This is a genomic window from Vibrio sp. R11-SG3-ISO3-SZ, from assembly GCF_059834345.1.
This window is the reverse complement of the sequence record NZ_JCBDGX010000019.1, coordinates 1-16,909: the sequence shown is the minus strand read 5'-3', so window position 1 is coordinate 16,909 and position 16,909 is coordinate 1. Positions and strand designations below refer to the sequence as shown.

14 protein-coding genes are annotated in these 16,909 nt (G+C 51.1%); 5 read left to right on the top strand and 9 right to left on the bottom strand.

Annotated elements, in window-relative coordinates; all coding sequences use genetic code 11:
- Positions 1-14: 14 nt before the first annotated feature.
- Genes AC6R1O_RS02715 through pilM form a run of 4 tightly spaced genes read right to left on the bottom strand, consistent with a single transcriptional unit; the run spans position 15 to position 2,706 of the window.
- On the bottom strand, positions 15-551 hold the full coding sequence (locus tag AC6R1O_RS02715) for a pilus assembly protein PilP (protein WP_500633096.1): 537 nt from the start codon (positions 549-551) through the stop codon (positions 15-17).
- Positions 541-1,131, bottom strand: a complete 591-nt coding sequence (locus AC6R1O_RS02710; protein ID WP_334555651.1) for a type IV pilus inner membrane component PilO — start codon at positions 1,129-1,131, stop codon at positions 541-543. The genes AC6R1O_RS02715 and AC6R1O_RS02710 overlap by 11 nt, the downstream gene beginning before the upstream one ends.
- Positions 1,131-1,706 carry a PilN domain-containing protein gene (locus tag AC6R1O_RS02705; RefSeq protein ID WP_500633095.1) on the bottom strand — a complete coding sequence of 192 codons (576 nt, stop codon included), beginning with the start codon at positions 1,704-1,706 and terminating at the stop codon, positions 1,131-1,133. The genes AC6R1O_RS02710 and AC6R1O_RS02705 overlap by 1 nt, the downstream gene beginning before the upstream one ends.
- Positions 1,696-2,706, bottom strand: a complete 1,011-nt coding sequence (pilM, locus tag AC6R1O_RS02700; RefSeq protein WP_500633094.1) for a type IV pilus assembly protein PilM — start codon at positions 2,704-2,706, stop codon at positions 1,696-1,698. Before pilM ends, AC6R1O_RS02705 begins: the two co-directional genes overlap by 11 nt.
- A 146-nt stretch (positions 2,707-2,852) precedes the next feature.
- Between pilM and AC6R1O_RS02695 the strand changes: the two genes are divergently transcribed.
- Positions 2,853-5,393 (top strand): penicillin-binding protein 1A, encoded by a 2,541-nt coding sequence (locus AC6R1O_RS02695; protein WP_500633093.1) that lies wholly within the window; start codon positions 2,853-2,855, stop codon positions 5,391-5,393.
- Between the two features lie 65 nt (positions 5,394-5,458).
- Here the strand turns inward: AC6R1O_RS02695 and oxyR are convergent, their stop codons facing one another.
- On the bottom strand, positions 5,459-6,349 hold the full coding sequence (gene oxyR / locus AC6R1O_RS02690) for a DNA-binding transcriptional regulator OxyR (RefSeq protein WP_487902581.1): 891 nt from the start codon (positions 6,347-6,349) through the stop codon (positions 5,459-5,461).
- 156 nt (positions 6,350-6,505) lie between these two features.
- Here oxyR and AC6R1O_RS02685 point away from each other — a divergent pair, with 156 nt between their 5' ends.
- A complete protein-coding gene (locus AC6R1O_RS02685; RefSeq protein WP_500637139.1) occupies positions 6,506-7,246 on the top strand; it encodes a glutathione peroxidase in 741 nt (246 codons plus the stop codon).
- A gap of 142 nt (positions 7,247-7,388) precedes the next feature.
- Positions 7,389-7,637: a DUF3624 domain-containing protein gene (locus AC6R1O_RS02680; RefSeq protein ID WP_500627052.1), complete on the top strand. Its 249-nt coding sequence runs from the start codon at positions 7,389-7,391 to the stop codon at positions 7,635-7,637.
- 349 nt (positions 7,638-7,986) lie between these two features.
- Here AC6R1O_RS02680 and argH read toward each other — a convergent pair whose 3' ends face one another.
- From argH to argC, 4 genes are all read right to left on the bottom strand, one after another.
- Positions 7,987-9,861: an argininosuccinate lyase gene (argH, locus tag AC6R1O_RS02675; RefSeq protein WP_500633011.1), complete on the bottom strand. Its 1,875-nt coding sequence runs from the start codon at positions 9,859-9,861 to the stop codon at positions 7,987-7,989.
- A gap of 242 nt (positions 9,862-10,103) precedes the next feature.
- Positions 10,104-11,321 carry an argininosuccinate synthase gene (locus AC6R1O_RS02670; RefSeq protein ID WP_334555659.1) on the bottom strand — a complete coding sequence of 406 codons (1,218 nt, stop codon included), beginning with the start codon at positions 11,319-11,321 and terminating at the stop codon, positions 10,104-10,106.
- A 140-nt stretch (positions 11,322-11,461) separates the two neighbouring features.
- Positions 11,462-12,256 carry an acetylglutamate kinase gene (gene argB, locus AC6R1O_RS02665; protein ID WP_334555660.1) on the bottom strand — a complete coding sequence of 265 codons (795 nt, stop codon included), beginning with the start codon at positions 12,254-12,256 and terminating at the stop codon, positions 11,462-11,464.
- Positions 12,257-12,307: 51 nt separating this feature from the next.
- Positions 12,308-13,312, bottom strand: coding sequence for an N-acetyl-gamma-glutamyl-phosphate reductase (gene argC, locus AC6R1O_RS02660; protein ID WP_500633010.1), 1,005 nt, complete (start codon positions 13,310-13,312; stop codon positions 12,308-12,310).
- Between the two features lie 153 nt (positions 13,313-13,465).
- On the opposite strand from argC, the gene argE reads away from it, so the two are divergent.
- Both argE and ppc read left to right on the top strand, forming a co-directional pair.
- The gene (argE, locus tag AC6R1O_RS02655) at positions 13,466-14,602 is read left to right on the top strand and encodes an acetylornithine deacetylase (protein WP_500631010.1); all 1,137 of its coding nucleotides are present in this window, start codon (positions 13,466-13,468) and stop codon (positions 14,600-14,602) included.
- 247 nt (positions 14,603-14,849) lie between these two features.
- The coding region (gene ppc, locus AC6R1O_RS02650; RefSeq protein ID WP_500656457.1) for a phosphoenolpyruvate carboxylase at positions 14,850-16,909 on the top strand (2,060 nt) is incomplete at its 3' end.

Genomic DNA, 16,909 nt, shown 5'->3' with positions numbered 1-16,909 from the left:
TCAATTATTAACATCTATTTAAGCGCCAGTTTGACGTTGCGGGTATTCCAGCAACCTAAGCCATCTGGCAAAGTCTCATTTATCGTTAGGTAACTTTGGGTTACTTTGGTTATTTTTCCGTTGTTGACGCCAATGTATTGTCCGCGCGTCGCTTTAATCACTTCGCCCGTCGGCACCTGAATCAGCGCAGAAATCGCGCCTTGACTGCTCATCACACCGGTCAAACGCAGTTTGCTAAGGGGGTAGCGCTCTAAACGACCACTTTTGCGCCGAGGCTCGGGCTGCCAACAATCCACCTTGGCGACGGGTTGGTTCATCACAATGGCCACTTTAGGCAGGACAAAAGGCTCTCTCAGATCGTGCGCTTGATAGGCACTGGCCTTGAACTCAAGTACCGGTGCCAGCGAGGCCACTTGATGACGCGCGCTTGACTCGATCTGCTGACGAAATTGATCCAACGGCGCTTGATTGGCTTTACATCCGGCGAGTAACAAAGCGCAGCCCATCAGCGCTCCCCATGTCGAGCATGAGAGACGGCGGTTATTGTTCATCTTTCACCTCCGGTTTAAATTGGTAGGTGTAGGCGCGCACACGAAAGTGCAGCGTACTGCTCTCTTGGCTGACCCGCTGCCAATCGACATCGTCAAAATTGATGATGCGCGGTAGCTGCGCGATCGCCTGTGAGAACTGGCCAATATTGTGGTAATCGCCCGTCAGTTCGATATTGAGCGGCAAGCGGTAGAGAAACTCTTTATTTTGCTTTTCACCCCAATCGATGCGAGTAAAGGTGAGTGAGTGCTTCAACCCTTGCTCATTGACCGCAGCCAACATGCTCGCCAGCTCTTTCTGCACCGGCAGTTGGCGTGATAAATAGTCGTAGCGCTGTGAAAGCTCATCCAACTGCGCTTTTAACTGCGGCAGCGCCGCCACTTTATTCGCCTTGATGGTGGCCGTGGTTTTGAGCACTTGCTCCTTGTCGATTTGCCGTTGCAACTGCTCGTTACTCGGTTTCAAGTAAAACCAGTACCCCACCCCCTGCAGCAACAAAATCAAGACTGCAATGACGCCCAATTGCGGCAACAACGGCCATTCGGGTAACTCTTCAAAATCCAAATCGGTGTAACTGGCCATCACTGCGCTCCTTGTCGATTCGCGTCATCTTGATAGAGCAGAGAAAACGAGACGTGAAAAGTCTGAAACTGTTTACCAAAACGTTGTTTACCCAGCACAATCGAGTGCATTTCTACGTTACTGAGCTGAGAAGACTTTTCTAAATTGTCGAGCATGGTCGCCAGTCGCGAGGTGGTATCACTGATGCCTGACACCTCTAGTTGCTGACCATTCATCTTGATCTTGTCGACATACACACCTTGCGGGATCATCGCAGGGATGAGGTTCATGAAATCGGTGGTTTTATTGCGCTGCTGTTGCAACTCCTCAACCACCGAAAGTCGGGTCAATAACGCTGAGTGCTCTTTTTCCACTTGCTTTAGGTTGTCAATTTGCTTGTCGAGGCTCGCAATGTAGCGATTGAGGTAATCCAACCTCTGCTGCTGCAACCCTTTTTGATAGTCGAGATACGCCCCCGCGCCCCATTGGACACCGCCAGCGAGCAGAACGCCGAGCACAACCAGCGAGAAAAATCGGCGTCGATGACGCGCCTTGAGCGCCTCTCGCCAAGGCAACAAATTGAGACTATGCAGCATGGCGATTCTCCATCCACTGAAGGCCTCTTAGTGCCAGCCCCGCGGCGGTGGCAAAGGCAAAGCCCGGCTTCTTGTTGCCTTTGCTCGCCCCTTGAACTTTGCTCGCGCCTTGAAATAACGCCAAAGGATCGAGCGATTCAAACTTGAGCTGTAAACGGTTTACCACCGCATCTTGCAACAGCACCTGCAATTGAGGGTCGCATGCGGCACCACCGGTAAGCCAGACGCCCTCAATCTCCCGATTGCTCATCGACGAGACCAGTTGAATGTGGCGCTGCAACTTATCCATTACCTCTCGGACAAAACGTTGCTCACCGCTTTCAAGGGACTCGCTCGGGTGATGAGTCACACTTTGTGTGCCAACAGGGAACTCTTTGCACAAAGGCGGTTTGTCCCATACATCAATGCACACCGAGGCCTGAGTAAAACCGACATCGAGCAGCAGCCAGTTTTTGCGCTGCTGAATACGCGCGGCCTCGTGCCATATTTGCGTCAAACCGTAAGCTTGCACATCAAGTAGCACAGGCTCAAAGCCAGCTTTGCTGGTGGCGTCTACACGGCTATCGACCAGCTCTTTGCGGGTCGCAAACACTTGGTAACTGGCGGTGGCATGGCGCTGAGCTTGCGGATCTATCGCAACAAAGTCTAAATTCAGATCTTCGACTGGAAATGGCGATTGATGAGAAAAGGCCTGAAAGATGGCGAACTCTCTTTCAGAACCGGAAAGTTCGCTATCTATTTGTAATACCTTGCTAATTACGGCGTTGTCGGGCACACACAAAGCGGCCTTGCGACTAAATAGTGGCAACCCCTTTCTTAGTTCTTTGAGTTTCTTTACAATTTTCTGATAATTGAGCAGGTGATTATCAGAGAATATGTCCGCCTCAATGGGAATCTCGTGATAACCCACCAAGGCGAATGTGTCTTTAACAGGCTTGAGCACCACGGCTTTAATGCTGTAGCGGCCGATGTCTATGCCTGTAACCAATGTTCTACCCATACCGCGTTGCTCCCTATTGAAATGCTTAGCTCGCGCGCTTACTGAATTGATGGTTTAATAAGCACTAAGAAAAAGCATGAGCTAAAGTTTCAGCTTACAGTACAAGGGTTTGCATATTAGCGACCTATAATTTCAGGAATTCTCCGGTGAAGTTCATAAAGCGATTATTCATTTTTACATTGGTTTGCATGATTCTTGGAGTCGGTACAATTTTCGGTTTCTATTTTTATGTCAAACCGGACCTCCCCGACGTCGCCACTCTTCGAGATGTGGAACTGCAAACACCGATGCAGGTGTTCAGCCAAGACGGCAAACTGATTTCTCAGTTCGGTGAGAAGCGCCGCATTCCGGTCAGCTATGACGACATCCCTCAACATTTGATTGAGGCACTGATCGCCACTGAAGACAGTCGCTTTTACGATCACCCAGGTATCGACCCGATCGGTATTACCCGAGCGGCGGTCGTGGTGGCCATGTCTGGTTCGGCCAAACAAGGGGCGAGTACCATTACTCAGCAGTTGGCGCGTAACTTCTTCCTCTCTAATGAGAAGAAGATCATGCGTAAAATCAAAGAGATTTTTATCGCGATTCACATCGAGCAGCTGCTATCCAAACAAGAGATTATGGAGCTCTATGTCAATAAGATCTTCTTGGGCTACCGCTCTTACGGCTTTGGCGCCGCCGCGCAGGTCTATTTTGGCAAAGATCTTCAGCAGCTCACGCTGAGCGAGCTCGCGACGTTGGCGGGGATGCCTAAAGCCCCATCGACGATGAACCCTATCTACTCTCTTGAACGTGCGACGAATCGTCGTAACGTGGTTCTTGGCCGTATGCTGAGCGAAAACTACATTACGCAGCAAGAGTACGACCAAGCGAGAGAAGAGCCGATCGTGGCACGCTACCACAGCGCCGATATCGAATTGAGCGCTCCGTATGTGGCGGAACTGGCGCGCGCGTGGATGGTGGCTCGCTACGGTGAAGACGCCTACACCTCGGGGATGAATGTTTACACAACCGTAGATTCTAAACTGCAAGCCGCCGCCAATGACTCGGCCATCAATAACCTACTCGCTTATGACGAGCGTCACGGTTACCGCGGGGCAGAAACCGTGTTGTGGAAACCCAGCGCGGCGCCATTGTCGACTCAAGCTATCGAAGAGGCATTAAAGAAGGTGCCGACCTACGGCCAATTAACGCCCGCCGTGGTATTGGATGTGGCGGCGAAGCAAGCCACCGTATGGGTGAAAGGCAGCGGTGAGCAGACCTTAAACTGGGACGGCCTTAAATGGGCACGCCGCTTTTTGACCGATGAGCGTCAAGGCCCCGCGCCGAGTAAAGCCGGTGATGTCGTGACCGTCGGCGAACAAATTTGGGTCCGTCAGGTCGCCGTCGACGATGACAGCGCGATGTGGCGGCTCAGCCAAGTCCCTAACGCCAATACCGCCTTTGTGGCCATGAACCCTGAAAACGGCGCAGTCCTATCACTGGTCGGTGGCTTTAACTTCGTCCATAACAAGTTTAACCGTGCGACCCAGTCGGTTCGTCAGGTTGGCTCAAGTATCAAGCCCTTTATCTATTCCGCGGCGCTCGACAAAGGCTTAACCTTAGCCAGCTTGATCAACGACGCCCCCATCAACCAGTGGGATCGCAGCCAAGGCACGGCGTGGCGTCCGAAAAACTCACCGCCAACCTACACCGGCCCGACACGCCTACGTATCGGTCTGGCGCAATCGAAAAACGTGATGGCGGTGCGCGTGCTGCGTGAAGTCGGTCTTGATGAGACCCGCGAGTACTTGACCCGCTTCGGCTTTGATATCGAGCAACTGCCTCGCTCTGAAACCATTGCCTTGGGTGCCGGCAGTTTAACTCCGGTTAAGATGGCTCAAGGCTATTCCGTGTTTGCCAACGGTGGTTACTATGTGGAACCTTTCTACATCAGTAAGGTAGAAGGTCCGTTTGGTGAACCCGAATTTGCCGCCAATCCGAAAATCGTCTGCCGTGCAGACTGTGATAGCGAGGCCCTGAGTGCATCGCCTCAAACTGATTCAAACACTGCGACAATCAACGACTTCAACGAGCAAGATGTTGAGTTGCCCATCAGCGATGCGGTGCAATACGCACCGCAAGTGATCTCTGAACAAACAGCATTTTTAATGCGTGAGATGATGTACAGCAACATCTGGGGCGGCGGTAACTGGCGCGAAGGCACCGGCTGGAACGGCACCGGTTGGCGTGCCCAGCAACTTGAGCGCCGCGATGTGGGCGGTAAAACCGGTACCACCAACGACTCCAAAGATACTTGGTATAACGGTTACGGTCCGGGCATGGTGGCGATCGCTTGGGTTGGATTTGATGACCACAACCGTACACTCGGCCGCACAACGCCGAACGCCAACTTAGCGCAAAATCCGATCTCAGGCGCAGAGTCAGGCGCGAAAACCGCGGAGCCAGCATGGGTGGACTTTATGAAAGTGGCATTGAATGGCGTACCAGAGCAGGACAAAACGATCCCTGAGAACATTGTGCGAGTGCGAATTGACCGAGATTCTGGTCTGCTGACCAACCGTTTTGACGCCAGTGCGATGTTCGAGTATTTCCTCGAAGGAACCGAGCCGACCAAATACGTCAGTGAAGATTTAGGTCCCTCTATCTACTCATCGAACAGTGAAGGAGAAGAGCTGTTCTAATCGGTTTGATAGAGAGGAAGAGAAAGGGATGGCGCGCGCCATCCCTTTTTAGTTTGTACTGAGTGTTAGTTGATGACTAACTTCTCTTTGATGGTTTTCGCCAGCAGCTCAAACCGCTCTCTTAGTGGCGAGCCTGGACGATAGGCCACCACTATCGTCCGAGACGGCACAGGATTGACCGCCTTGACGTAACACACGCCATCTTTTTGCTTTTCGTGCGGAATAGACAACTGCGGCAGTAAAGTGATACCGGCTCCGGCTGCCACCATGTTTCTTAGGGTTTCAAGACTGGTGGCTTTAAAGCGCTCATCATCTTTGGCTCCGGCCGCGAAACAAAAGCCGAGTGCTTGGTCACGTAAACAGTGACCATCACCGAGCGCTAATACCGTCTTGCCATTGAGCTCCAACATGTCCAACTCTTCCAACTTTGCCCACTCATGGTCACACGGCACCGCCACACTGAGCGGCTCTTCATACACTGGGATCTCTTTGAACGGCGCGGTTTCTGCCACTGACGCCAAAACCAAACAGTCCAGCTTGCCCTCTTCTAACTGACGCACTAACTGCTGGGTTTGCGCTTCATGAAGAAACAGCTCAAGCTCAGGGAAACGCTCTTTCAGCGTCGGAACGATTTTCGGCAAGATGTAAGGACCGACGGTGGGAATAAAACCGATGTGCATTGGACCAGTCATGGCGCCGCTTTGCCCGCTGGCCATATCCTTGAAGGTTTTCACTTCACTGAGAATCCGTTTGGCTTGCTCGACCAACTGTAAGCCAGAGTCAGTAAACAACACGCGGCGACTGCTGCGCTCGAGCAACACAGTGCCGAGTTCGTCTTCAAGCTTACGGATCTGCCCACTTAAGGTCGGCTGACTGACAAAACACGCTTCGGCGGCTTTTCGAAAATGTTTATGTTCCGCCAAGGCAACAACATACTCAAAATCTCGAATATTCATGCGCAGGGATTCTCCTGTGAGTTTTTTATAGATTTTAACTATTGATACAATTATATCAAACGATTGGAGCTATCAAAGGAGTTTTACGATACTGGCCCCACAAATTGAGAACACCAAGCCGAATGGGCTTGCTAACCATATTATTAGAGGGCATCTATGTTGGTATCAAAAGAAGGTCAGACTGTTCCAAACGTTACGTTTCCTACCCGTCAGGGCGACACCTGGGTCAACATCACCACTGACGAACTATTTCGCAATAAAACCGTGATTGTGTTTAGCTTGCCAGGCGCTTTTACGCCAACGTGTTCTTCAAGTCACCTGCCACGCTACAACGAGCTGTTCTCGGTATTCCAAGAGCATGGCGTCGATGAGATTGTCTGCTTGTCGGTCAACGACACCTTTGTGATGAACGCGTGGAAAAACGACCAAGAGGCAGACAACATCACCTTTATTCCAGACGGTAACGGCGAATTCACCCAAGGCATGGGCATGTTGGTCAACAAATCGGAGCTTGGCTTTGGCCACCGTTCTTGGCGCTACAGCATGTTGGTCAAAGATGGCGTCATTGACAAAATGTTCATCGAGCCAGACGAGCCAGGTGACCCGTTCAAAGTCTCTGACGCAGACACCATGCTTAAATACGTAGCGCCAAGCTATAAGACGCAAGAGTCCATCACGGTATTTACCAAACCCGGCTGTCCGTTTTGTGTCAAAGCCAAACAAGCCTTGATCGACCATGATCTGCAATACGAAGAGGTGATCTTAGGCAAAGACGCCACCACTGTGAGCTTGCGTGCGATTACTGGACGAGCCACAGTGCCACAAATTTTTATCGGCGGTAAACACATCGGCGGTAGCGAAGAGTTGGATCACTACTTAGCCACTTTAGAGTCTTGATCATTCACTGAGCCCTCGATCTCCCGGCCCAGATGTGGGTCGGGGGATCACTTCCTCTCACTCACTTACTATCACTAAAGCACTAGCCAAACGGCCGGTGCTTTTTTATTATCTGGCTTCTCTTGCTGCTCGAGTGACCCAGATGGCCTGCCCCTATTGCAATCAACATTGGTTTTGGAAAAAGATCGGCCGATGCCAGCGCTGCATGGATCAACTCACGGTGTTGTCTGTCGCCTGTTGGGTTGCGTGGTGGTTCTTGTTTCGTGAGCAACCGAAGAGTATTGAATCGATCGCGCTACTGGTGGCGGGGTTTGCCTTTAATGGCTTATTAGCGCTGCATATTTGGGTAAAGTTTATTGTTATCCCTTGGCAGAAACGCCACAAAAAATAGCGAACATCTCAGTGGGAGCATTGATCTTGATACTTTGGGCATGAACGTATTCTTCGATACCTTCTTAGCGACATTCATCAAGAGAGTCATGGATAGCTCGCAGCCAGGTTGCGCAGGGGCTAGATAGAAAAAAGCCCCAAAACCAATCTTAGTCTTGGGGCTCTCTTAGATTCTTCTAAGAAAAAGCAGTGGTACTTTAATAGACCGGACTTTCTCTTAGAAGTTCCCATACGATAACGATCTTTTTTGATCTTTTTTATCGCCTTGGGTTTCAACCGCTTATATAGCCTTGCTTAGCTGCCATCCATCAAGTTGTCTATATTGAGCCCTCTTGATTGAGAGACATAAGTTACGCAACGTTGACGCGGGCAATCGGCTGCTCGACTAAATTCACCTCTAGAGCGACCTCATCACAGGCATGTTGACGCGGGCACTGCTCACAATCTTTGAGCACTTTCTCTGGTAACAGTGATTTCGAGGTCGGCAAGAAGCTCTGCTTCATGAAGAACTCTGGCGTACGCGTCAGCACAAAGACTTTCTTGATCGCCATTTGACGCGCTTTCTCTACCAGGTACTGAACAATCGCACTGCCCTGTCCCTGACCTTGCCAGCCCGCTTCCACCCCTAATGAGCGAATCTCGGCCAAACCAGAATCGTAGACGTAAAGTGAGGCGCAGCCAGTCACTTCTCCATGATGTTCCGCCACCGCGAACGAGCCGATGTCTCTCACCAGTTCATTACGTGAACGCGGTAAGTTCTCACCCATGTTCGCCCAGTAGGTCACCATGCCTTCCAGCGCTTCAATGTCGGTCAAACGTGCAGGTCGCACATTAACGGTGTTGTTGTCGCGCTTGATCAAACGGCCTTCCGCCTGCTCAACGGCGTACGCCACTTGTTTGGGTGACACACCGCCAAGCGCACTGCGTTTCTCTAGACACGATTCGATGGTGAGAATGTCATACACATCGTTCTCAATCACCGCAGAGAAGGCTTTGAGCTCATCTAATGATAGCTCTTCAAGGGCGCAGCCTTTCTCAATCGCGCCCACTACAGCAACGCCAACAATGTGGTGCGCTTCACGGAATGGAATGCCTTTGGCAACCAAGTAGTCGGCCAATTCGGTGGCGTTTGCATATCCTTGCTTCGCCGCTTCCAAGGTGCGCTCACCGTTGACTTTGATGCCATCAAAACAGAGTGCGGCCATTTCCATGCAATCGTTCCAGGTGTCGAGTGCATCAAACAGACCTTCTTTGTCTTCTTGCATGTCTTTGTTGTAAGCCAGAGGCAAGGCTTTGACGGTCATCATCATCCCGGCTAGCGAGCCATAGACGCGACCTGTTTTGCCACGAATCAACTCGAGTGCATCAGGGTTTTTCTTCTGCGGCATCAAAGATGAGCCAGAGGTGACGGTATCAGCCAACTCAATGAAATTGGATTCACCTGAGTTGTAGAAAATCATATCTTCTGCCAGACGCGACAAGTGCAGCATGGAAATCGAAGCGACAGATATCAGCTCCATCACATGATCGCGGTCAGACACTGAGTCGAGGGAGTTACGCGTGGCACGACGAAAGCCCAAGTTATGCGCCAACACTTCACGATCAATCGGGTAAGCCGTTCCCGCCAACGCACCGGAGCCCAGCGGGCAAGTATCAAGACGTTCAATCGCATCATGCAGACGTGAGTAGTCGCGCTCAAACATCTCCACGTAGGCTAAACACCAGTGGGCAAACGTAACAGGCTGCGCGCGTTGTAAGTGCGTGTAACCCGGTAATACCGTGGCTTGATGTTGCTTGGCGACAGAGACCATTTGCGCTTGCAGGCGATCCAGCGCCATTAGCAGTTGCTGGCCTTGCTGACGACACCAAAGTTTGAGGTCAGTGGCGACTTGGTCGTTACGTGAACGGCCCGTGTGCAGTTTTTTACCCAGATCGCCGACTTTGCTGATCAGCTGCTGCTCTACCCAAGAGTGGATATCTTCCGCATCTGAACGCAAGATTTGGTGCGGGTCTTCCATCACTTCAAGCTTAAGCTCGTTTAACGCCAGCTCTAATTTCTGCTGCTCTTCTTCACTCAACACATTGACAGAAAGCAGCGCTTTCGACCATGCGATAGAGCCGACGATATCTTGCTCTGCCAATCGGTAATCAAAACGCAATGAATCGTTGAATTCTTTGAATCTTGTATCTGCTGCTTGGGTAAATCTTCCGCCCCATAATGCCATTGCGTTTCTCCTGATTACCAGTGCTCACTGTGCGTTTGACAGCGCGTTTGCTAAAACAATCTCTGAATGGAATTCAGTATTTTTTTGATGGGTCAACGTTACGGCAAATTCAGACAAAAATAAAGTATTAATTCATTATTTTTACATATTTATTCATGGCTATTTTCTGTCGCCTGTAACGAAACAAGCCCATCTTTTCAGATGGGCTTGAGTAAGATAACAAGACAGTTCAGGAAGATCGATTACGATTTTTTCTGACTGTTCAAAGCGCGGATACGGCTCGATAGTGAGTAGAGACGAATGAATCCGCCTGCGTGGCTTTGGTCGTACACTTCATCTTCACCAAAGGTCGCAAACTCTTCGCTGTAAAGGCTGTTGTCCGAACGTTTCTGCGTTACCGTTGCTTGACCTTTGTACAGCTTCACAACCACCTCGCCATTGACATCCTGCGCCAACTCTTCAGACGCCGCTAGGATAGACTTACACAGTGGTGTGAACCAGCGACCATCGTACACAAGGTGTGACGCTTTTAGGCCCAGTTCTTCGCGGAACTCAAATGACGCTTTATCCAACACCAGTTGTTCAACCGCACGCAGCGCTTCCATCATGATGGTGCCTCCCGGAGTTTCGTAGCAGCCGCGAGACTTCATGCCGACCAAACGGTTCTCAACGATGTCGATACGACCCACACCGTGCTTCGCACCTTTTTCATTGAGGTAGACCAGTGCGTTGTATGGCGTCATAGTTTCACCATCAACCGCTACCACTTCGCCTTTTTCTACTTTGAGGGTGACGTATTCCGCTTCGTTAGGCGCTTGCTCAGGGTCAACGGTCCATACCCAGCAATCTTCGTTTGGTGCATTCCAAGTATCTTCTAGTACACCACCTTCGGTTGAGATGTGCCAAGCGTTAGCATCACGCGAGTAGATTTTAGTCAGCGACGCACTACAAGGGATGTTGCGCTCAGCTAGGTAATCCAGACACTCTTCACGGCTGACCAAGTCCCACTCACGCCACGGCGCAATCACTTGCAAGTCAGGGGCGAGCGCAGCAAACGCGCCTTCGAAACGCACTTGGTCGTTACCTTTACCGGTACAGCCGTGACACAAGGCATCTGCACCGACTTTACGTGCAATCTCAACTTGCGCTTTGGCAATGATAGGACGAGCCATTGAGGTGCCGAGCAAGTACTTGCCTTCGTAGTATGCGCCGGTTTTCAGCGTTGGGTAGATGTACTCTGCCACCATCTCTTCTTTGAGATCGACCACGTAACACTCAGACGCACCGGATGCTTTCGCTTTTTCTTCGATGCCAACCAACTCTTCTTCACCTTGGCCGACATCAGCGACAAACGCGACTACTTCACAGTCGTAGTTCTCTTTTAGCCACGGGATGATCACTGAGGTATCAAGACCACCAGAGTAGGCGACGACGACTTTGTTTACTTGTACTTTGCTCATTTTATTCTCTCCAACATCCAGCGCGGCGTATGGCCTTAGCGCTGGGTGATTAATCTGCTTTGGTGCCCTGCATCAAATCAAGCGGACACCCTGTGTTTGTTTGGCAGTGACCACAAGTCACTGCACGAATCTCTTTGTGTTTATGGCTTAGGTAAAAACTGAGTGCCGATGCTTTGCCCTGCGAACAGCTCAACGAGCTTTTCTGGGTAGCGCCATGTCGCTACTTCAATCGGACGACCTAAGTCATTCGCCGCTTCCAACGCTGCGTTGACTTTGACAATCATGCCATCGGTGATCACTTGGCCTTTGATCAGGCTTTGTGCTTTCTCTTCATCTAAGCTTTTGATGAGGTGGCCTTTACCATCCAGTACACCACTCACATCCGACAACAACACCAATTCTGCATCCAGTGCGCCAGCCACTGCGACCGCCGCTTGGTCGGCATTCACGTTCATCAACTGGCCGTCTTGCGTCAAGCCAATCGAGCTAATGATCGGCAGTGCGCCCGTCGCCAAAATCGCTTGCAACACGGTAGAATCGCCAGGTGATGCTTTGCCTACCGCGCCGAGTTCCGGATCCAACTCTTGAACCTGACACAAACCGCCATCGGCTAAGCTCAACCCTACTGCATTCAGGCCATCTTTAATCGCTTGCCCTTGCAGTAGCTTGTTGGCCGTACCAGCCAATGCACCCGCAATGACAGGAATTTGGTCATAAGGCGTCACACGTAGACCCTGTTTTTTGACCGTTTCAAGATTGAGCTTGGCCATAAGATCGTCCACTAAGTATCCGCCGCCGTGGACGATCACAATTCGTCGCTGCGCCTGAGTTTGGTAATTAGCGATGGCGCCAAACACTTGGCTGAGCGTCTCGGTGCAAGAAAGTGCCGCACCGCCTAATTTGATCACTAATGGCGTTTGATTGTTCTCTGTCATTACTCTTACCTCTACCGCTTGATGACTCAGTTTCAACCTTGACGATTGAGACTATACAAGGGCAGTTAACTCGGGATATCCGTAGTGGATGTTTAAACATTGCATCGCTTGACTCGATGCGCCTTTGAGCAAGTTATCAATCGCCGATACGACAATGATGTGCTCGCCCTGAACCTTCCAGCCAATATCGCAGAAAGGCGTGTTTTCGACGTTCTGAATCGAAGGCAGTGTCGTCGTGTGCAGACGAACGGCCGGTTTGTTCTGATAGGCGTTAGTAAACGCTTGTGCTACTTGCTCAGCCGTCACACCAGACGCTAGCTTCATAGTGATGGTCGCCAAAATCCCACGTTTAAAATTGCCCAGATGAGGAGTAAAGATCACATCGCAACCCAGATGAGTGGCAATTTCCGGTTGGTGGCGGTGAGTAAACACGCCATAAGGCTGAAGACTCACTTCACAAAAGCTGTTCGTCAGTGAGGCTTTGCGCCCCGCGCCCGACACACCACTTGTCGCATTGATGACTGGCCACTGAGTTGTATCAACTAACCCAGATTGCAATAGTGGCTTGATGGCAAGTTGTGACGCAGTGGGATAACAACCCGGCACCGCAATAAGCTGGCTCTGTTTAATGCCTGGCTCATTCCACTCGGCAAGACCATAGGTGGCATTTTCTAGCAGCTGTTCGAACTGGTGCTCAAAACCATAGAACTCACTGTAGAAGCCCTCTTTTTTGACCCGAAAAGCGCCCGAGAGATCAAACACCTGGCAGCCTTGCTCAAGCAATGGCGCGGCTAAATCGTGGCTGACTTCATGGGCAGTCGCAAGAAAAACCACGTCGCTCTCTTTGCCAACCTTTGCCACGTCAACGAGCGGCTGCACTGGCTCGGTCACTAAACCTTGTAACTTGGGGTGCAGTGTCGCAATGCTCTTACCTGCATCGACGCTATTGGCGGACACATATAAACCTGCTAGCGTAAGCTCTGGGTGTTTTTGCACCATGAGCGCCAATTCTGCGCCTGTGTAGCCGCTGGCACCTATGATTTTGGTTTTTAGCATCTCGACATCCATAATTGGGTTAAAAACGCCACCCAAAGAGTGACTATAAATTTACAAACTTTAGCTTTTAACGGTTTTTTATTCATTAAAAGTGATTTATTATGTGTTTTACCTTCTTAATAGAATTATGTCAACAGGGAATGCGAACTAAATATGCAATTACCTAGCTTTATAGAGGTCTACCGCGGCCTTATTTCTACCTCATCCATCAGCTCGACTGACCCACGCTGGGATGAAGGCAATCAGCAAGTCATTGAAAAGCTCGCAGACTGGCTCAAAGACATCGGCTTTCAGGTCGAAGCCACGCAAGTCGAACCGGGCAAGTTCAACCTGATGGCAAAGAAAGGCTCAGGAGAAGGCGGCTTATTGCTGGCCGGACACAGCGATACGGTGCCATTTGATGAAGGACGCTGGAACTACAACCCTCACGCCCTAACAGAAGACAACAACCGTTTCTACGGTTTAGGTACAGCCGATATGAAAGGCTTTTTTGCCTTTATTATTGAAGCGGTAAAAAAGGTCGACTGGAGCAAACAAAGCAAACCGCTCTACATCTTAGCCACATGTGATGAAGAGACGACCATGCTCGGCGCTCGTCATTTCACTGAACACGCCCCATTTAAACCGGACTACTGCATCATCGGCGAGCCAACCAGTTTAGTGCCTATTCGTGGCCACAAAGGGCACGTCGCCAATGCCGTGCGCGTGACCGGTAAATCGGGCCACTCTTCCGACCCTGCGCTTGGTGTCAACGCCATCGAAATCATGCATGAAGTGTTGTACGCGCTGATGCAACTGCGCGACAAACTGATCAAAGAGTATCATCACCCAGGGTTTGCGATTCCGAGCCCGACTCTCAATCTGGGTCACATCCACGGCGGCGACAGCGCCAATCGCATCTGTGGCTGCTGCGAACTGCATTATGACGTGAGACCGCTGCCCGGTATCAGTTTGGATGGCCTCGACAACATGCTGCGCGGCGCACTGAAAGACGTCGAAGCCAAATGGCCCGGCCGAATTGAAATCACGCCGCTGCATGAGCCGATCCCGGGTTATGAGTGTCAACATGATCACCCGTTTATTGGTGGTATGGAGTCCATTTGTGGCATGGACGCTGAAACGGTCAACTACTGCACCGAAGCGCCGTTTTTGCAGCAGTTATGTCCGACCTTGGTGCTTGGCCCCGGCTCGATTGACCAAGCCCACCAGCCCGATGAGTTCCTCGCCTTCGATTTTATCGATCCGACCATCGATGTACTGTCAAAAGCCATGTACAAATACTGTTTCTAAAAACAGACACGTCGCTCTGCTCGGTGACTTTCCTCTCGAGCAGAGCAATCTTTCGTCGTTAGCCACTTCAAATGTAATAAAATTTCACCCATTTTCTCTGGGGTTGGATGCTTTTTGCTCATTGATATCGATTGCATAATATTTGCAAACTTTGCATGTGATAATTGACTCTAAGCGACATTTTTCGCTAGATTGTTGGCTTATCAAAAGAACAATGGATGTAATTTTTTTACAAGGCAGGACGACAATGAATGAGAAATACTCTGCTCTTCGAAGCAACGTAAGCATGCTCGGGCACTTGCTCGGCAACACCATTAAGGATGCTCATGGTGAAGCACTGCTCGATAAAGTAGAAACAATTCGTAAGCTTTCTAAATCTGCCCTCGCAGGCAACAAAGAAGACCGCGAGAGCTTGATTGAAGAGATCAAAAACCTGCCAAACGAGCAGTTAACTCCCGTTGCGCACGCGTTCAACCAGTTCCTCAACCTCACCAACATGGCGGAGCAGTACCATACGATTTCACGCCATTGTGATGAGCACGTGTGTGAACCGGACGCCATCAACAGCTTGTTTGCCAAACTGAGCAATAATGAGATCAGCAAGCTAGATACTGCTCAGGCTGTGCGCGATCTGAACATCGAATTGGTGCTCACGGCGCACCCGACAGAAATCACCCGTCGCACCATGATCAACAAGCTGGTTAAAATCAACAAATGCTTGTCCAAGCTTGAGCTTGGCGATCTGTCCGCCAAAGAGCGCCAAAAGACCGAACGCCGCCTTGAGCAGCTGATTGCCCAAAGCTGGCATTCTGACACCATTCGTAAGCAGCGCCCAACTCCGCTCGATGAAGCGAAATGGGGCTTTGCTGTGGTTGAAAACTCACTGTGGGAAGCCGTGCCTGACTTCTTGCGCGAGCTTGACGACAAACTCACCGATTACCTTGGTGAAGGGCTGCCTATCGATGCTCGCCCTGTTCATTTTTCATCTTGGATGGGTGGCGATCGCGACGGCAACCCGTTTGTCACCCACACCATCACCCGTGAAGTCATGTTGCTTTCTCGCTGGAAAGCCGCGGATCTCTATCTCAGCGATGTCAACGAGTTGGTCAGTGAATTGTCCATGACGCGCTGCAACGACGCGGTGAGAGCACTCGCTGGCGAGGATGAGCATGAACCTTACCGTGCCGTGCTCAAAGAACTGCGTGAACTGCTGACCGACACCAAAGACATCCTTGATGCTAAGATCCATGGTCAGAAACTGGCAGTCAAAGCGCCACTGCAACGCATCGCACAGCTGTGGGATCCCCTCTACGCTTGCTACCAGTCACTGCATGAGTGTGGCATGGGCAAGATTGCAGATGGTTCACTGCTCGACACCTTACGCCGCATCAAAGCCTTCGGCGTGCACTTGGTACGTTTGGATATTCGTCAAGAGAGTACCCGTCATTCGGATGTCCTGTCAGAGCTGACGCGCTACCTGGGCATTGGCGATTACGACCAATGGAGCGAGCAAGATAAGATTGCGTTCCTGACCAATGAGCTGGCGTCCAAGCGCCCACTTCTGCCACGCGATTGGGAACCCTCTGAACCTGTCAAAGAGGTACTCGACACCTGTAAGATCATTGCCGCTCAGCCTCGCGAAGCATTTGGCGCATACGTGATCTCTATGGCACGTACCGCCTCTGATGTTCTCGCGGTGCACTTGCTGCTGCAAGAGTCGGGCTGTCCGTACCGTATGGATGTTTGCCCGCTGTTTGAAACGCTCGACGACCTCAATAACGCCGAAGCGGTCATCAAACAGCTGATGAGCATCGACTTGTACCGCGGATTCATTCAAAACCACCAAATGGTGATGATCGGCTACTCGGATTCCGCCAAAGACGCCGGCGTCATGTCGGCCGGTTGGGCCCAGTACCACGCAATGGAGTCCTTGGTCAAAGTGGCTGAAGAGGAGGGCGTAGAGTTGACCCTCTTCCACGGTCGCGGCGGCACGATTGGCCGTGGCGGTGCACCTGCACATGCAGCGCTGCTGTCTCAGCCACCAAAGAGCTTGAAAGGCGGCCTACGCGTAACAGAGCAAGGTGAGATGATTCGCTTTAAACTCGGTTTACCTGAAGTGGCGGTCAACAGTTTCAACCTCTACGCGAGTGCAATTCTCGAGGCAAACCTGCTGCCACCACCAGAGCCGAAACAAGAGTGGCGCGATCTGATGAACGTGCTGTCTGAAGTGAGCTGTGAAGCCTATCGTGGCATTGTGCGCGGCGAACCAGACTTCGTGCCTTACTTCCGTCAAGCAACGCCAGAGCT

Coding starts and splice junctions, on each gene's coding strand:
- AC6R1O_RS02715 (WP_500633096.1), bottom strand. CDS start 551: ATGAACAATAACCGCCGTCTCTCATGCTCGACATGGGGAGCGCTGATG.
- AC6R1O_RS02710 (WP_334555651.1), bottom strand. CDS start 1,131: ATGGCCAGTTACACCGATTTGGATTTTGAAGAGTTACCCGAATGGCCG.
- AC6R1O_RS02705 (WP_500633095.1), bottom strand. CDS start 1,706: ATGCTGCATAGTCTCAATTTGTTGCCTTGGCGAGAGGCGCTCAAGGCG.
- pilM (WP_500633094.1), bottom strand. CDS start 2,706: ATGGGTAGAACATTGGTTACAGGCATAGACATCGGCCGCTACAGCATT.
- oxyR (WP_487902581.1), bottom strand. CDS start 6,349: ATGAATATTCGAGATTTTGAGTATGTTGTTGCCTTGGCGGAACATAAA.
- AC6R1O_RS02685 (WP_500637139.1), top strand. CDS start 6,506: ATGTTGGTATCAAAAGAAGGTCAGACTGTTCCAAACGTTACGTTTCCT.
- AC6R1O_RS02680 (WP_500627052.1), top strand. CDS start 7,389: ATGGCCTGCCCCTATTGCAATCAACATTGGTTTTGGAAAAAGATCGGC.
- argH (WP_500633011.1), bottom strand. CDS start 9,861: ATGGCATTATGGGGCGGAAGATTTACCCAAGCAGCAGATACAAGATTC.
- AC6R1O_RS02670 (WP_334555659.1), bottom strand. CDS start 11,321: ATGAGCAAAGTACAAGTAAACAAAGTCGTCGTCGCCTACTCTGGTGGT.
- argB (WP_334555660.1), bottom strand. CDS start 12,256: ATGACAGAGAACAATCAAACGCCATTAGTGATCAAATTAGGCGGTGCG.
- argC (WP_500633010.1), bottom strand. CDS start 13,312: ATGCTAAAAACCAAAATCATAGGTGCCAGCGGCTACACAGGCGCAGAA.
- argE (WP_500631010.1), top strand. CDS start 13,466: ATGCAATTACCTAGCTTTATAGAGGTCTACCGCGGCCTTATTTCTACC.